The organism is Plantactinospora endophytica, assembly GCF_016862915.1.
GTDB lineage: Bacteria > Actinomycetota > Actinomycetes > Mycobacteriales > Micromonosporaceae > Plantactinospora > Plantactinospora endophytica.
In genome coordinates this window covers 1-16,227 of record NZ_BONW01000007.1, presented here as the reverse complement: position 1 = coordinate 16,227, position 16,227 = coordinate 1, and the positions used below count along the sequence as shown (strand labels likewise).

At 66.3% G+C, this 16,227-nt stretch carries 13 protein-coding genes; 10 read left to right on the top strand and 3 right to left on the bottom strand.

Annotated elements, in window-relative coordinates:
- Window positions 1-168 precede the first annotated feature (168 nt).
- The 8 genes from Pen02_RS09350 to Pen02_RS09320 all read left to right on the top strand — a co-directional run bounded on the left by Pen02_RS09350 (window position 169) and on the right by Pen02_RS09320 (window position 7,815).
- The gene (locus Pen02_RS09350; protein ID WP_203865550.1) at window positions 169-714 is read left to right on the top strand and encodes a hypothetical protein; all 546 of its coding nucleotides are present in this window, start codon (window positions 169-171) and stop codon (window positions 712-714) included.
- A 55-nt stretch (window positions 715-769) separates the two neighbouring features.
- A complete protein-coding gene (locus tag Pen02_RS09345) occupies window positions 770-1,726 on the top strand; it encodes a hypothetical protein (protein ID WP_239140344.1) in 957 nt (318 codons plus the stop codon).
- Between the two features lie 368 nt (window positions 1,727-2,094).
- Window positions 2,095-2,598 (top strand): hypothetical protein, encoded by a 504-nt coding sequence (locus Pen02_RS09340; protein WP_239140343.1) that lies wholly within the window; start codon window positions 2,095-2,097, stop codon window positions 2,596-2,598.
- 250 nt (window positions 2,599-2,848) lie between these two features.
- Window positions 2,849-3,448, top strand: a complete 600-nt coding sequence (locus Pen02_RS09335; RefSeq protein WP_203865549.1) for a hypothetical protein — start codon at window positions 2,849-2,851, stop codon at window positions 3,446-3,448.
- Complete coding sequence (locus Pen02_RS09330) at window positions 3,445-4,335, top strand: HAD domain-containing protein (protein WP_203865548.1); 891 nt, start codon at window positions 3,445-3,447, stop codon at window positions 4,333-4,335. The genes Pen02_RS09335 and Pen02_RS09330 overlap by 4 nt, the downstream gene beginning before the upstream one ends.
- On the top strand, window positions 4,332-5,405 hold the full coding sequence (locus Pen02_RS42795; RefSeq protein WP_307837706.1) for a tyrosine-type recombinase/integrase: 1,074 nt from the start codon (window positions 4,332-4,334) through the stop codon (window positions 5,403-5,405). The genes Pen02_RS09330 and Pen02_RS42795 overlap by 4 nt, the downstream gene beginning before the upstream one ends.
- Window positions 5,398-7,401: a site-specific integrase gene (locus tag Pen02_RS09325; protein WP_203865547.1), complete on the top strand. Its 2,004-nt coding sequence runs from the start codon at window positions 5,398-5,400 to the stop codon at window positions 7,399-7,401. Before Pen02_RS42795 ends, Pen02_RS09325 begins: the two co-directional genes overlap by 8 nt.
- A 216-nt stretch (window positions 7,402-7,617) precedes the next feature.
- A complete protein-coding gene (locus Pen02_RS09320) occupies window positions 7,618-7,815 on the top strand; it encodes a recombinase (RefSeq protein ID WP_239140341.1) in 198 nt (65 codons plus the stop codon).
- A gap of 84 nt (window positions 7,816-7,899) precedes the next feature.
- Here the strand turns inward: Pen02_RS09320 and Pen02_RS09315 are convergent, their stop codons facing one another.
- Both Pen02_RS09315 and Pen02_RS09310 read right to left on the bottom strand, forming a co-directional pair.
- Window positions 7,900-10,767, bottom strand: coding sequence for a caspase, EACC1-associated type (locus Pen02_RS09315; RefSeq protein ID WP_443678475.1), 2,868 nt, complete (start codon window positions 10,765-10,767; stop codon window positions 7,900-7,902).
- Window positions 10,688-11,044, bottom strand: a complete 357-nt coding sequence (locus tag Pen02_RS09310; RefSeq protein ID WP_203865545.1) for an effector-associated constant component EACC1 — start codon at window positions 11,042-11,044, stop codon at window positions 10,688-10,690. Before Pen02_RS09310 ends, Pen02_RS09315 begins: the two co-directional genes overlap by 80 nt.
- Window positions 11,045-11,770: 726 nt before the next feature.
- On the opposite strand from Pen02_RS09310, the gene Pen02_RS09305 reads away from it, so the two are divergent.
- Both Pen02_RS09305 and Pen02_RS09300 read left to right on the top strand, forming a co-directional pair.
- Window positions 11,771-12,079 (top strand): hypothetical protein, encoded by a 309-nt coding sequence (locus Pen02_RS09305; protein WP_239140340.1) that lies wholly within the window; start codon window positions 11,771-11,773, stop codon window positions 12,077-12,079.
- Between the two features lie 310 nt (window positions 12,080-12,389).
- A complete protein-coding gene (locus Pen02_RS09300; protein ID WP_203865544.1) occupies window positions 12,390-12,968 on the top strand; it encodes a hypothetical protein in 579 nt (192 codons plus the stop codon).
- Window positions 12,969-15,487: 2,519 nt separating this feature from the next.
- On the opposite strand, the gene Pen02_RS09295 is transcribed toward Pen02_RS09300, so the two are convergent.
- The coding region (locus Pen02_RS09295) for a tetratricopeptide repeat protein (RefSeq protein ID WP_203865543.1) at window positions 15,488-16,227 on the bottom strand (740 nt) is incomplete at its 5' end.

Here is a 16,227-nt window from a genome sequence, read left to right as displayed (position 1 = left end):
AACAACGTCCTGCGACGCGTCTCAACTCAGTCGTCACCATCCGCCACGCCGATGACGAGCGCGCCCTCGTAGGCGTCAGCGACGCGCGTCCCACCACACCCGATCCGCAGCCGTTCCACGCCAGCGAAACGGCCCACTCCGCACGCCCTAAGAGAGGAGCAACACCGGATGGACGAATCCGCAACCGCCATGGACGACCACGACAACGACGTACCCGGCCTGAACCAGGAGCACCTTCTCAGACACCTTGCCGAAATCGAGGCGTTCGGCGAAACACAAGGCTGGAACCATCCGCCAGTCCTCCTCGCCATCACGAACGAACCCGTCCCGGACACCACCGACGAGTGGCGACTGGCCGCCAGATCAGTAGACGTACCAAGCCACGTCTGGTCCGACACGGGAAACCCGACCGAGGTGCTGAGCAGCATCCTCGCGGTGTACCGGTCACCCCACGCCCAAGCGGTGGCGGTACTCGACTCCCACGACAATCCCTACACGCGGAACGTGGGATGGGCATTTGTATACATCAAGCGGTCCACGTACGGCGACGAGGTTCGAGTCGTCGACGCGGCCGACGCGCACGGCCGCCTCTATCGGATCGCACGCCTACGCGGTGCGACTCCCGAGGGCGAGTTCGACAACGACGGTTCAACGTTCGCGGAAACTCCGACCCACCGCATTCTCGGCCGACTCGTCGACGCCACACGCCTGTGACTCTCCCGCACGTGGTCACACCAGCAGACCGGCGACGACAGGAGCAGACCAAGCCGTGACCCTGAAACAGGAAGACACCTACGTCGGCTACGCCCGAGCCTCCGTGAACGCGAAGACGCTCATGGCGGAGCATTACGCCCGCAAAGACACAGACGACTGGGTTTCGTTGATCCTGGCTGGCGGTCTCACCGTCAAGATGAGCAACAACCACCAGTGGCAGATCGGGACCACGACCGCGCGCGTCGGCGGCCGCACCCTCACTCGGCAAGTCGAACTCGCGTGGCGTCATGGAGAGCCGTTCGTCGTCGCCCCGGCGATGACGGCGATCGTCGCCGCCGCCGCGCAGGCGCTGGACCTCACCGACGACCTGGTCGCCGCCGACACCGCCCCCTGCGACGACGGTGTCCTGTTCCTCCCACAGCCGATCTTCGTCGGCTCCACCTCCACCGCCGTGCGAGGCATCGCCGCCATCACCTGGACCACAATGACCACACCAGTGGGCAGGTCCTGGATGATCTGCGGATGGGCTGACCACGGCGACACCGACGACCCGTACATCGCCGCGCTGCTCGCTTCCGCGGCCTACCAGCGCAACCGGGCCTCATTCGGCCCCTACATCCTGACCGACCTGACGGCCCTGCCCATCGGCAGGCCGGTGCCGACGCTCCCGCTGCCCGACAGCGACGCCGAACCCATCGAATGGCAGAGCGCGGCCGACGGCCGGATCGTCATCGACGATCGCGGTGCATCCAGAGTCTGCGCCGCGATCGCGTACTCGTTCTGGCGTATCCAAGCCCAGCCCCTCGCCACCGTCACCGAGCCAACCCTGCCTCGATCGACCAGCCGCCGCGCGGTACGGGCATCGGTCGCGCACAACGCCCGTGTGGTCATGCTCCGCCGCACCAAATCCACCGGCCCACGCGACGACAACGACGCGAAGTGGCACTACCAGGTGCGGTTCTTCGTCCGCGGCCACTGGCGACACCTCAGCGCCAAGGACGGCACCCGATAGCGGACCTGGATCCACAAACACATCAAGGGACCGGACGGAGCCCTCTCCGACACGGCGAGAAGGTATCCATCCTCGGCCGCTGACTACCGCCTACCAGGACAACCGCCCTGCCGGCAGGCCGTAGCGATCGCGGCGTCCAGAACCGTGCCGGCGCAGGCGGGGCCAGCGACCGTGACGGCCGAGATACGCGTCCCGGACCCGCCAGCGGAAGCCTCACCACGAGACTCCGAGCCATTCGTGGTCAACACCTTCGGCGGGTTCGTCAACCCGAGCGTCGACGCCGCCGCGCCACACCACACCTGATCCGGCCGGCCCCACACCACCAGTGGACCGGCCAGCCCGTACGCCCTCACCCAGGAAAGGACCTCATGAACGACCCCCTCAACACGAGTCGACCGTCACCCCAGCCGTCAGACGGTGGCCCCGAACAACGCGCCGCCGGCATGCCGCCGGTCTTCCGGTTCAACCTCGCCGCCGTCCTCGACCTCGCCGAGCACGCCGTGGCCGCCGAACAGCACGTCGACCTCGACGGGAACGACCCGACCGGTCCCGCGCTGCTCATCGTCGCAAACACCATCGTCTGCCTCACGTCCAACGGCCTGCCGCCACTGCCGCCGAGCCCGGGCCAGCCGCCGCCCCACACCGTACGAGTCGTCCACCCCGACACCCTCGGCCCCGACCAGCCCCGCCGCGACGGCAGCGACGCAGTGATCGCCCTACCGCTGCGCCGACCCGACGCACCACTCATCGACGATCTACGCGCAGCGGCCCGGGAGGGACTCAACGCGGTGACCATCAGCATCTCCGACGCCACGGTGGCGTTCTCCGTCACCCGCGTCCCGCCCGCACCCGGCACACCACACCACAGCTGACCCGACCAGGCCGGCGGGGTGGCGCCGCCCGCGCCGCCGGCCCACCGGTCGCTGCCCAGACTGCCCGCCGACCGACTCGCCCTCCCCGGGGTCCGGCACTAGGCCTCCGAGCCGACAGGCCCTGCCCGCGCGTACGCGGTCCCCGGAGTCGACCCCACCGCGCTGATCCCGCCACCCGGGGCGCCGGCCGCACACGGCCGGGCCATGCCATTCCCCTGACCAGACACCGCATCCCGCAACGGAGACCCGCATGCCCGACACCACGCCTGTCCTGCCCGAATTCAACCCGCACAACCGGGCCTACCATCGGTTCTTCGACGTCCTGCCGCACCTGGACATCTCCGTCACCATCGACTCCGACACCGGCCGGCCACTCACCTTCACGATCACCGACCCCCGCTCAGGCGACGCGTTCACCGTCACCGTCGACAACTCGCTGGAGATGACCGACCCGCACGCGCTACTCGCCGTCGACCGCTTCGGCGAGGTCGTCGCCTACGGCCCCTTCCGCGACCACCCCACCGCCGTGGCCAACGCCACGCCGTTAGCCGGAACGCGACGCCTACGTAGCGTCCACACCATCCCGCTACACCATCCCGACACCGCCGACCTACCCGGAACCGGCCGACGGGCGCTCGATACCGACCTGGTGCGTCGCGTCGCGCAGGGGTATCCCGACGCCCGTTGTTGCGCGCTGCTTCTGCTCGACCGGACGCCCGGCATCGCGGAACTCGTCGGGCCGTTCACCGACCCGACGACGGCGGCGATGTGGCATCGTCCCCGCCCGACGGCACACGCCGAGCGTTTCGTCGTGCCGCTGTACCGCGCTCCCCGAATCGAGGGCCGATGACGCCACCCACCGACGCGTTACTGGCCGCGAACCGCGCACGGCCCGTGGTCGCCATCGACGTCGACGGCGTCCTCAACCCCGACCACCCGCCGACCGCCCGCGAACTCGGCTACCGTCCGCACCGCTACGACGGCCCCAACCCCGCCGGCCAGCACGTCAGCGGCCTGGTGTGGCTGCACCCCGACCACGGCGCCTGGCTCAAAGAACTCTCCCGCGACGCCGACCTCGTCTGGTGCACCAGCTGGGGCCGGATCGCCGCGACCTGGGTCGCGCCCCGGCTCGGACTCCCGACCGGCCTGCCGGTCATCGACGTCGGACCCGGCGGCGTGCGGTTCGGACGCCAACTCAAACTCGGCCCCCTGTACGCCGCCGTCGGCACACGACCGGTGGCGGTCCTGGACGACAGGTTCGGCGGACGGGACCCCGACGAGGCCGCCGAACGGACCGCACGGGGCCGGGCCACCCTCCTCGTCCCGGTCAACCCCGTCACCGGCCTCCAACGCGGCCACATCGCGCAGGTCAGCCACTGGCTCGCCCAGGTCACCGCCGACCCCGAGACACACCCACCAGGCGCTGCCACACCGGACCCGACCGCACCTGATGAGGAGCCGTCGGCGGACGAGGCCCACGACATCAGCGTCGGCGACCCGGTGCTACGCAAATCCCGGATCCTGTCCAGGCAGTGCCGAACGTGCGTCTTCCGTTGTGTTGACTGCACCTTGTGCCCGTCACGATCGTTGACCGGGCACAGGGGGTGGTCATGGATCTGCGGGAGCAGCTCGCGCTGGGACGGGTGGACCTGGTCCGGGTGGGCGAGGTCCGGCCGGGTACCGCTGCGGACCTGCCGTTCGTCGTGGTGGACGCGGCGGGTCGCGACCTTGCCATGATCAGCCGGTTCCTTCGCGACCTGACGCTGAGCGACGCCAGGCCGGCCACGTGCCGTAGCTACGCGCATGACCTGCTGCGCTGGTTCCGACTTCTCGCGATGGTCGACGTCGCCTGGGATCGGGCGACACGCGGCGAGGTGGCGCTGCTGGTCGGATGGATGCGGCAGGCGCCAAACCCGCAGCGTCGCCGTCGACGCAGCGACCCGAGCCTGTGCGGGGCGATCAACCTCAAAACGGGCAAGGCGAATCTGGCCGCCGGCTACGCGAAGACCACCATCAACCACACACTCACGGTCGTCAGGGTGTTCTACGAGTTCCACCTGCACCGCAGCAACGGCCCGGTGGTCAACCCGGTGCCAGTGGGCCAACAGCGGCGCCAACTACTGGCCCACCGCAGCCCATTGGAGCCAATCCCGCCGGTGCGGCGGTCACCACTACGGCAAAAGATCCCGTCCCAGCAGCCACGTTCGATCCCGGACCACCGTTGGCAGGAGCTGTTCGACCAGATGAGCTGCACCCGCGACCAGGCGCTGCTGGCCTGCTACGTGTCCTCCGGCGCCCGGGCCAGCGAACTACTCGGGCTTCGCGTCGACAACATCGACTGGCAGGGCATGCGGATCTGGGTCGTGCGTAAGGGAAGCGACGTGCTCACCGCGGCGCCGATCTCGCCGGACGCGGCGGTACTCATGGCCGCCTACCTGGACGAGGCCGGACTTCCGCCGGCTGGTACGCCGGTGTGGCGCACCCTTCGCGGCACGCCTCGGCCAATGAGCTACTCCGCCTTACGACGCCGGCTTCAGCGGGCCAACGCGGTGCTAGGAACCAACTGGTCGCTTCACGACCTTCGCCATACCACGTGCGCCAGGATGTCCGGAGACCCGAACCTGACGCTGCCGGAAATCCAAACCGTGATGCGGCACGCCCAGTTGTCGACAACCCAGCGATACATGCCACCGCGCCTGGACGATCTGATCGACAAAATGCAGGCGCACTACCAGCGGCCGGTACCGCCGCCGGTCCCCGCCCCCGGATACGATCCAGCCGACCTAGCGACGGTATTCGGTGGTTGAGACCGGTACCTCGGCGCGGATCCAGCGCCGCAAGCCAGGGAAGTTCGCCGCGTTCCGGCAGGGACAGCTGCCGCTGCAACGCGACAGCTCCACGCCCGCACCGAATCCTTGTCCACGCGGAGACCTTCGTGCCTCGACGATCGACGAGATCGTTCACGCATCGGTGGACACCTGGGCGGACTGGCGAAACCAGGACGGACGCCGGCAAAAGGGCCTCCGTCACCTGCTGACCCACCTGGCCGGCTTCCCCGGCGAGACCTGGCAGCAGCGCTGGACCGCCGCCGGCCTCGACAAGACCGGCCAGCCGGTCACCCAAACCGTCCACATAGCGGAGTCGGAAGCCGCGCTGACCTCCGCGCTCGCCGCGCTGTTCGCCCTGCGCGTCATCGCCCCGTCGCTCGGCGCCGTACGCAGCAACCGGTTCCTCGACTACCCGGACATCTTCCGCATGGCCCAGGCCGACCCTGCCCTGGACGACCTGTTCACGGCAGCGGACGAGCTCATCGAGCAGGACGCGATCCGACGAGAGGCGCTCACCGACATCACCGTCGCACTGAGCACCGAAGCGGTGGCCTTGGCGGACCTCTCCCCGGGCCGGTTCCTGAACTACGTACTCGACAGCCGCACCCACGTGGTCACCGCCGCTCCGCACCGTCGCAAGCGCTACCGGGGACACCACGCCTGGGCTCTGTTGTGCCAGACCGGGCGTTTCCCACCCGGCACGCCAGCGTCGATGAAGGAGGCCATCCGCGAACCACGGCTCACCCCAGCCCAACTGGTCGACCGACACAAGGTCTCCAACACCGCCGTGCGGCGGCTCATCATCGACTACCTCACCGCAAGGTGCGGCGACATGGACTACAGCTCCCTGCGGACCCTCGCCGCATACCTGGCCAACGTCTTCTGGAAGAACATCGAAACGCTGTCCCCAGGACAGCGCGACCTGCACCTGGGCGGCGACCTGTACGAACGGTGGCGGGAAACGCTGCGCTGGCGCGAGGACGGCCGGCCACGCAAAGAGCAGGACCCGATCCTTCTGGCGGTGCGGTCGTTCTACTACGACCTGGCAACCTGGGCGCTGCAGGAGCCCGAGAAGTGGGCGGTGTGGGTGGCCCCGTGCCCGGTGGCGCAGAGCGAGCTTCGCGGAATCGCCCAGCGCCGCCGCCGGGCCAGCGAAGAAATCGCCGACCGGACCCGGCAACGCCAGCCGCTGCTACCCCGCCTGGTCGCACACGTCGAACGCGACCACGCGCTCTACACCGAACTGCTGCACGCCGGACACACGGCCGAACCGGGGCAGACCTTCACCGCTGGCGGCCTGGCTTGGGTCCGCGTGTCCAGCAGGTACGACGCCCGCCGTCAACGTGAACGCGGCCACGCCAACCTGCGTGTCCGCGACCCACGCACCGGAGCGGTGGTCCACGTCAACCGGGAGGAGGAGCGCACCTTCTGGGAATGGGCAATCGTGGAAACCCTACGGCACAGCGGGATTCGCATTGAAGAACTACTGGAGCTATCCCAGCTGAGCATCCGCCAGTACAAGCGCCCCAACGGGGAAGTCATCGCGCTGCTCGTCGTCGCCCCGTCCAAGACCGATCGCGAACGCGTCATGCCGATGTCCGCCGAACTATTCACGGTCATCGCGGCGATCTTCCGCCGGCACACCCGCAACGGCGGCCGGATACCGGTCGTACCCCGCTACGACCCGCACGAACGGCAAACCCTGCCCCCGCTGCCGTACCTCTTCCAACGCCCCCAGCACGGCGGTTCCGCCGTGATCTCAGCGGCAACTGTGCTCCGCGCTCTGCAGCGGCTGTGCCAGCGCATCGCCCAAACGGACCCGGCGTTCGCCGGCACGGTCTTCACCCCCCACGACTTTCGCAGAATCTTCGCCACGGAACTCATCAACAGCGGCCTGCCGATCCACATCGGCGCCGCCTTGCTCGGGCACCTCAACGTGCAGACCACACGTGGCTACGTGGCCATCTTCGACTAGGACGTGGTACGCCACTACCAGGACTTCCTACACCGACGCCGCCAGCTGCGCCCAGCCGAGGAATACCGGCCAACGACCGACACAGAGTGGGCCGAGTTCGAGAAGCACTTCGACCGACGCAAGGTCGAACTCGGTGCCTGCGCCCGCCCCTACGGTACCGGATGCCAGCACGAGCACGCCTGCCTACGATGCCCAGTCCTCCTCGTCGACCCAAAGATGCTGCCCCGCCTGCAGGAGATCGAAATCGACATCCTTTCCCGGAGAACGCGGCCCGAAGCCAACGGATGGCTGGGCGAGATCGAGGGCATCGACCTGACACTGGCATTCCTGCGCGACAAACGTGCCCAAGCCGAACGCACCAGCGCCCGAGGGACTGTCGCGCTGGGCATGCCCGCACCTATCTCGCAGCACTGATAGCGTCACGAACGCTGTTTTACCTAATCGATTTCGCGCCTATCGTTGGGCATACTGATCTGCCGAGATTGGTACGCCGCACCGTCACCCTCTCGACCAGAACCTCTTGCGCGGCGGCGGCACCGGCGGTAGGACCGGCGGCGCTAGCGCGTCTGCGTACTGAGGCAGGCCCTCGCGACGTAACGCGTCGCCTAGGCCGGGCAATCCTTCCGGGAGAGAGCGTCGAAGCAATGCGAGCATTGCTAGGACCTCGGAGCTAGTACCCCGCCGATCCAGCTCTATCACAATGTCACGCTGTTCGGCCATCGAACGTCGACGCATTCCATACTGGAGTAGCGTCGTGGCGTCTATATCGTCGCCAGCACGGAGCAACTGGAGGGTTAGCAGAGCAATTTCGTGAGCACCTAAAGCGCCGTCATGACCGAGGTCATTATCGTTTAGCATATTCCTGAAGTTCAGTTTTCCCTCGTCGGCGCGATAAGCAACGTACCATGCGTAATCTTCAAGCCCCGCTCGTCTAATTTCGGGCAGCAGTAGGTGGAGGCGGTCCACCGGAAAACCGGATAGCATTGCTAACAAATGATCGTCAGATTTCACCCCGCGATCGAACCTATTGCCTACTGGTCGAGGTGCGAGTCGCGAGTGTCTTTTGGGATTGTAACCTGTTCGGGCTGGGTTCGGTTTGGCTCCACTGCGCGCTCCCCCGCGAACTGCATCGACAAGCTCGCCGAGGTAGGGCTGACCGATCTGCGCGGCGTATAGTAAGAGAGCATGAACATCGCTAGCAGACATAGCAGAAAGCAGCGCGGCGGCCTCCGTCGGAGGCACCAACGGCAGCAATGTCTTCGTAAGCGTGGAGGCCATCTCCGGATCGTCGATCTGGACGGCGGAGTGCAGTATCGGCTTGATATCCTCCACATGCTTTCTAAGTACGGAGATGAACTGCGCGACAGCGGTTGGTCCATCATGATTCAGCAGTTCGGCAGCGATATGCGCCAAGTCATCGGATGTTCGGCCCGCCACGACGGCCGTGGCGCGGTGAAGTTCCAGCGGATCATCGAAGGTGGGCAGCAGCTGGGCAACGCTACTGCTGGGCATCTCTGCGATCGCGGTTTGCAGTAGCCGCCTCGCGTCGACTGGTCGTCCGCCTTCATGTAGTGCTGTGGCGAACTCGCGAGCGCGCGCCGGGTGAAGTTTTACTGCCTCTGCGCACAGTTGCAGTGCGGCTTTCTCATCGCCTCCTTCGAGTAGGGTGTCAGCTGCGTCGATGATGTCAGTGGGATCAAGATGGAGGGCGGCATGGTGCAGGGTGGCGTCGGCGTGGGCTTGCTGTGCTGTTGAGCGAAACGCGTTGGCCAGCTCTAGAAAGGCGGACGAATCGCTACAGGCCCGGATCACGGTCGAAGCGATCAGAGTGCTGGTTTCCGGATCCTCAGTAGCGATTTCGGCGACCAGTTGTGCAATTCCAGCTGGCGGCCGACCTGTCAGCGCATTGACTGCAATCTTGTACAGAGCGTAAGCTGCCTGCGTGCGGCCCGCATTCCGCAGTTCGTCGGCAAGTACCAGCACATCAGAGCCGGATAGCCGCCCGGCAGCACGCTCGAGTAGTTGATCGACATCTCGTCGCATGCCGATCAGCCACAGCTCGTGAACCAGCCCGATGAGTTCGCGTTGTCCCTGAGCACCTGCGAGCGTGGCGTCAAGCAGGGTTACGATGTCGTCGTCGGCGTCTACCATCCGCAGTTGGTAGGCCAACTCGGCGACTTCCCCGGCAGGTCTGTCTGCGACTGCCATCAACAATTGCGATGCTTGCTCCGGCTGCGCAGTCTCACGAAGTGCACTGATGATCGCGTGTACTTCGGCGGGCGGCCGCAGGGCAGCCCCGGCGATTACAACGGAGTGTCGATCCTCGTTGAGCGCTTCAAGAACTGCGGCGACGTTTTGGTCACTGAGCCGGGCACCAGTTGCGGCCAGCAGCGCACACGCCTCGTCCGATCGCTCGTCGCGCAGAAGTCGCTCGACGGTAGTGGAGATATCGCGTGGGCGGCGCAATCTTTCCAGGCCGGCAGGGAAGTTCGGCAAGGCCCGTTGAATAGAAAGGCGCGTTATAGCACCAGCCGACACCCTGCGGTTCCGGGCAATCGCGAGAATGTTTCCGGCATTGCGGGATCGTTGCTGGGGAATCGGAAAATTGCGCTCCAGCATCCGAGCTCGCACATGAAAGAACAACGTCTCCATGTCGAGTAATTCCGGACCTCCGGAGATACCATTAACGAGGTAATCGAGCAGGGCCCCGGTGAATGCAGTGTATTCTTCGCCGATCGGAGCCAAAGCTACGCTCGTCTCGGCTGACGCTGTCATGAGGTAGGTGCCATCGATGCTCGCATGGTTCACCGCCTCGACTGACCCGCTCATCCCGCCTTGCAACGCCCGGCCGCTATAGCAGCAATCTAAGATTACAATCTTGCCGTTGCAACGCCGAGCGCCCACCACCTCACGGCGCACGTCGTCGTACCGCACGCCTCGAAAGATCCGACTCCTATCGGCATCGGGCAGCGCGAGGTATAGGTCCGAGCGATCGTCGAGCAACCCGTGTCCGGCGAAGTAGACTACTAGTGCATCGGTTGCTTCGGTAGCTGCAGCGTGTACGGCATCGAGTACGTCACTATTCGAACGCGGATTAAGGAGCCTGACACAATGCTCAGACTTGAGCCCCCAGAGGTCAGGATCAACCAGCAATTCACCTAGCGTTTCGACGTTGCGTTTGACGGCCGGTAACGGATCCATCGAATCATGCAAGTATTCGGAAACGCCCACCAAGACTGCTCGTGACCCCGCCGGATTGGGCAGCGCCGAGAGCGGCGGGAGACCTTTAGTCACTTCGGACCGCCTCGCCTGTGGCGCGCTGCTCGGCGAGTGCCAGTAGGCGCTGCACGGTGTCTGGCGACGCATTGTTGACGGTAACCGACACCCCGTTTATATCGAAGGTCACTTCCGCCATCTCACCATGCGCCTTACGCCAGGCCGCGTAGCTCATGACGACAGCGGAAAACGCAATCGTGTTTGTCAACGTAACGTTGATGATCTCCAGTGCCCCCATTCGACCGATGTTCGCGGATTGAGACATTTCCAGATTCGCCGCGCGAGCCACCTCATCAGTTTCTCTCAGCCATCGGAAGAGGCTCTCCAGAACAAGATCATTGCCGGTTGTCGTGATCGCGATGTCCATGTTCCCTCCGTCTCGCTGGCGTTCCGTTCGTTCCGGCGACGATAGCGTAAGAAATGCTTGGCCTGAAGCGTCTGTTCAGTGCGCCATCGCGGACGGTTCGGACAGCTGTTTGCACCAACGCGGCTACAGTCCCTGCCGGCGCGCGGTCCGCCCACATCAAACGATCTGGGGGCCATCGTGGCAAGCGGAGCGAGGTGTGCCACCGGCGGTACGCAGAACGAGTCGATCATGAATGGGATGAGGTCCTACGCCGACGCTGCCGAAATCCCCGTCCGCTTGCACCTCGTAGTGCAGGTCGTTGCTTGGCCTGGCCGGAGCAACGGCGGTCTGTCAATGCGACAGTTGCGGGTGATGGTGTCCTGATCGTGCTCAAGGCCGATGTACTGAGCCAAGCAAGCCGCTGCGGGATCACCTAGCGTTGGCGGCCCAGGGTTCTCCCCGAGCAGCAGACCTGGCGATCAGCCACGTTCGTCGGCGGGACGAGCATCCGCAGAGGGTGCGGGTATCGGGTCGACGTGCGCAGAAGGTGACAGGCGCACACCGTCCACTCTGCGGGTCCACGAACAGGTCGGCCGGAGGCCGCCCGCACCTTCGATTCGCGCGCTGCGCACCGTTAGCTCAACGTGGTCACCTGCGTTGTCCGAACGCCAATGAGCACACAGATATGGAACAGTGCTGGATCGAGGCCGGCAGGCTCCCGGGGTCTAGGGCATGCCTGCTTGCGTAGTGCAGAGAAGGCCCGGCAACCTCATGCACCTCGGTGAGGGGCGCCTGCGCGACCTGGTAACGCAGGCACGGCGCGTCGAGCGGTTCATCGTTTGCCACGACACGCTCCCCCACCACAAGTACCCGCAGGTCAAGCCCGCCATATGTCGCGGATTCGCCGACCGCTACTCCACACAGGCGCTCCAGGTGATCGAACGACTCTTCGGGTTCATCGAGGTCGACCCACCCGGCGAGGACGTCAACGCCGCCGACAACACCGCGCCAACGCGAGACACCGCCGGCACGGCCCAGCCCGACGCGGCGGACTAGATCGACGGCATCGTGGCGTTCTCCGTCACCCGCGTCCCGCCCGCAAACGGCACACCACATCACAGCTGACCCGACCAGCCCGGCGTCGCGGCCCCCCGAGGGCCGCGCTGTGGCAACGACCCTCCCAGGTCAGTAGCCGACCTCCGCGACGACGCCCCTCCTCCCCACTCAGGGAGCACGGCGCCGCCGGACAGGTACGCCGCAGCGGTCAACCGAGCCAGATGCCGCTCACCAAGGCACGGTTTGCCCGCGCTCGACCTCGGGCGCCGCCGCCCACCCGTCAACTCCCATCGTCTAGGAGACCCCATCGATGGCACCGACCTTCACCATCGCGGCGATGACCGCCAAACTCTCCGCTCTCGAGCACCAGGAAAACATCGCCGGCTGGGACAGGACGCCCGTGCTGTACGCGTTGTTCAGCGAGTCACTCCTCGGTATCCACCACACCGTCGAAGCCGTTGACGTCCCGATCGACGAATCCGTCTGGCGTATGCGCCACCACAGCGTCACCGGGATGCGTCTGCCCCACTGGGTCGGTCTGCAGGCCGTCTGCGACCTGCTCGTGTCACGGCCAGCTCCACAGTGGCTACCGGACCGGCCGCGTCATCAGCCCTACCACCACCTGATCGGCTTCGCGTTCGTGCAGGAAGGCCTGGACACCACCGCCCTGGACGACAACCCCAACGCCGAACCCACCCGGGTACGCGCGCTGACCAGCTGCGACCTCAACGGCGTCGTCTACGAGATCGTTCGCGTACACGGGGCCAGTGAGCCGACCGTCACGGTCCTCACAGACCCGTCGCCGCAACAGCGGGCCAAGGTGGTCACCGCCTGCCTCCAACGCCTCGTATCGGCCCACTGCCGCCCTACCGACGACGCACGCGACTAGGCCGTGCTTCAACGCCGTGGCCGTCAAGCGGGTCCTACGGCCGGTGTCGCACACGCTCCGAGCGTGCCGGCCCCCTTCCAGCGCAGGATCACGACTTCCGTCTTCGGATGGCCACCTTGCTCCGGGAAGGAACGAGCGTGGTCGTCGAGATCCTGCGTCCCCTCGGGGAGGCCGAACTCGCCGCCACTCTGCCGAAGCAGGACTTCCACGGGCGATGTCAGTGCCGTCCGACCCGCACGTTCGCGGTGGCCGCTCCTGGGGGTTCCTTCTCCGTAGTCCGCGTACCACCGGCGCCCGGCGCATCACATTCCGGCTGAGTCCGGCCCGGACGCCGCGCGCACGCCCCAACCTGGGTTGCGTGAGGTGGTACCACCGCTTCCTCATCCGCCCAGCGGTGTTCTAGCCAATCGGGCATCGTCCCTGGTCATTATGGCTAGCAGCCGATCAAGGTGGTCCGGTGGCCGTGGAAGTTCCACGAGAACGGGGTACCGGTTCGCGTTTGTGCGACGTCGCCCCGTGACCCAACCCCACGAACACGCGTTGTTGACTGCGAACGGGGAGGTCAACCGACGCTGTCGACTCACGCGTGGTCGATAAACAGGGGGATCCCCCCGATCAAGAAAGAGAACGTCCCTCCCCACCGCCGCGTCCAGCGTCGGAATGCAGGGACGTCGCCATGGCCACGACCACCGCGCTCGACCTGACCTCCGACATCCTGGAGGCAGGTGGGCGCGACGGCCCCGCCATGGTGGCCAGGGCCATCGCTCACCTGCTACGACTCGTCCTGATCTGCATGCCTGGAGACAGAGACGGGCGGTAGCCAGACCGGGAGCCCCGGAGTCCTCCCGCAGCCAGCGGGACCTCCGGGACCTCTCGCCCTGAAGTGTCGAGGGGGTTACGCTCAGGGTCGCCGATGACCGGGCTATTCAGACGGTAATGGTACGGACTATTGGGCCTGTCTTCGTCTGCAACTATCCGTGCGGTCTATTGGTAACGGGTGAAGGGCCTCGGCTTGCGTTCACTCACTCGACGGCCGGGCCACCCACCACCGATCGGACACACGGCTCCGCATTGTCAGCCAGCCGACAGCGGCTGATCAGCCGATCAGCTACCGCAACCGGCCCGCCCGGTGCGCCAACCTGCTCCGACGACGGCGACAGGCACAGTGCCGCCGGCAGGGGACGACAACGACGCCGCGCGGCGGGCGGCCCCGCGGCGCGGCCTTGCCCCGCGACGCACGTCCCGAACCCCTCCCAGGAGGCGTACCAGCGTTAGATAGTGGCCCGTGGCGGCAGCACCACTGGCTTACGCGGCGGCCGGCCGTACCGATACGTGCCGACCTCGACCCCGCTACCGACCACCGCGCGAAGCGTCGCGTCGCCATGGATATCCCGGGACAGGTAGAACGTGACGGTCACGCCCGGCTGCACGACACGGGGGGGGCGTGCTGTCCGCTCGCCCCAACGTCGCCCGCCCGCACCGCAGCCGCGGTCCGCCCAGGCCAGCGACAGCACACCGGCGTGGGAGCCGGGACGGATGACGCCACCAGCCCGGACAACCAGACATCGCGCCGCCGCTAACCTGCACCCGATCTGGAGAAGGCGCGTATGCGTCGGTGTCTTGCGATGCTGACCACGTCGGTGATCGCGGCGGGAACGGTCACCGCCGCAGCGCCGACCCGACGACCGCTGGCCGGTTCCATCAGACCGAGCCGCTGACCGTGCACGACGCAGTGATCTGCGACACCCCTCTCCCACTCCTGGTCAAAAGCACGCTATATTTCAGCACGAAGACCCCGGTCCGCCTCTGCCCGCGAGGGCATGCCGCCGGGGTTTTGTATGCGCTAAGTCCCAATCAAATGGGCCCTATGGCTGTCCCTGCGAGCGACCGCCGACCCTAACTCTCCAAATCGCACACTGCTCTCGACAGATAAGCGGACCAGCACCACCGCTGAGACCAACTATCTAGCGTGCTTGCCTCGGTCGGCGACACGCGTGCAGTGCGGCAGAAGCGGATGTCCGATCGGGTACTGGCTGGTCAGGCAGGTGGCGGCCCGTCGCTAGGGCGTTTCAGTTATTCATCGTGGGTGCGCTCGTGTCTTGCGGAAACCGATCTAGGTGCCACGCCGTCTCACCTCGATGAGGGTGCGTTGGATCGGCGTGGCGCTCGTTTCTGTTCTAGCGGTGGCGGGTTGCTCGGACGTCTCCGAGCGCGCGCCCTACCTCACTCAGCACGGTGGCGTTCCGGCCCACGGTAGTCCCTCGCGAAGATGTCGCCTACCTCCTGAGTGAACGCGAGCGCGGACGGCGGCAGATCCGGATGCCTTGCGTAATGATCACGTCCTTCTGCGGGCTTCCGCCAGATACTTGATGTGGGCTGCCTGGCGCTTCAACAGCGTCGTAGGTACGGCGCGATCAGTGCCCGGGTCGCGATCACGGTGTGTAACTGCTCCGGCTGGGGGTGACCGCGCACGGTCGGCGGCAGATTATGCGCTCGATCCTGGGCTGGAGCTTGTGGGATCACGAGTCGAGGGTCTCCAGCGAGACGATGTCAGGGGCTGCCTCGTCGGCGCCGGGCGACGTGGGTCGTGCCAGCTGAGGATGCTGGCCGGTAGTGCTGTTCTGCAGACTGATCAGGGTAGATGCCGCCGCGTCACGGCGTCCGGCGAAAGCCTGCGGCTCGCTGGCGGCGAGTTCCTCGAAGTACCGCACGCCTTCTGCGGCAGCGGCGAGAATCTGCTCCGACGTCTCTCCGAGAATGCGCGCTACGTATCCGAGTGTCCAGAGCGATCTGGCTAGATCGGGTAGGTGCGCGTCGCGATTGTTGGTAGCCAGCTCTCGATAGAGGTCGACGGCTTCCTGGCTGGCGCTGAGGGCTTCGGCCCGCCGTCCCGCCTCCGCCAAGCGGAGGGCGTGGTTGTTCACGGACCCGGCAAGGTTGGAGAGGTAGGCATCCCTGTTGCCAGCGACCAGGTACCGCCGCAGCTCGACGGCTTCCTCACTGGCGATGAGTGCTTCGGCCCGCCGTCCGGCCTCCGCCAACATGGCTGCATGGTTGTTGATCGACATGGCGAGGTTGGGTAGATGGGCGTCGCGATTGTTGGCGGCCAGCTCTCGATAGAGGTCGACAGCTTCCTGGCTGGCAGCCAGTGCCTCTGCCCGCCGCCCGACGTCTGCCAGCCGGACGGCGTGGTTGCCCACCGACATGACGAGATCGGGTAGGTGGGCGTCGCGGTTGCCCGCGGTCAATTCTCGATAGA

Bases quoted from the DNA above. Each gene is read 5' to 3' on its own strand.
- Pen02_RS09310 (WP_203865545.1), bottom strand. From the start codon at position 11,044: ATGGACATCGCGATCACGACAACCGGCAATGATCTTGTTCTGGAGAGC.
- Pen02_RS09300 (WP_203865544.1), top strand. From the start codon at position 12,390: ATGGCACCGACCTTCACCATCGCGGCGATGACCGCCAAACTCTCCGCT.
- Pen02_RS09335 (WP_203865549.1), top strand. From the start codon at position 2,849: ATGCCCGACACCACGCCTGTCCTGCCCGAATTCAACCCGCACAACCGG.
- Pen02_RS09320 (WP_239140341.1), top strand. From the start codon at position 7,618: ATGCTGCCCCGCCTGCAGGAGATCGAAATCGACATCCTTTCCCGGAGA.
- Pen02_RS09330 (WP_203865548.1), top strand. From the start codon at position 3,445: ATGACGCCACCCACCGACGCGTTACTGGCCGCGAACCGCGCACGGCCC.
- Pen02_RS09350 (WP_203865550.1), top strand. From the start codon at position 169: ATGGACGAATCCGCAACCGCCATGGACGACCACGACAACGACGTACCC.
- Pen02_RS42795 (WP_307837706.1), top strand. From the start codon at position 4,332: ATGATCAGCCGGTTCCTTCGCGACCTGACGCTGAGCGACGCCAGGCCG.
- Pen02_RS09340 (WP_239140343.1), top strand. From the start codon at position 2,095: ATGAACGACCCCCTCAACACGAGTCGACCGTCACCCCAGCCGTCAGAC.
- Pen02_RS09315 (WP_443678475.1), bottom strand. From the start codon at position 10,767: ATGCGTCGCCAGACACCGTGCAGCGCCTACTGGCACTCGCCGAGCAGC.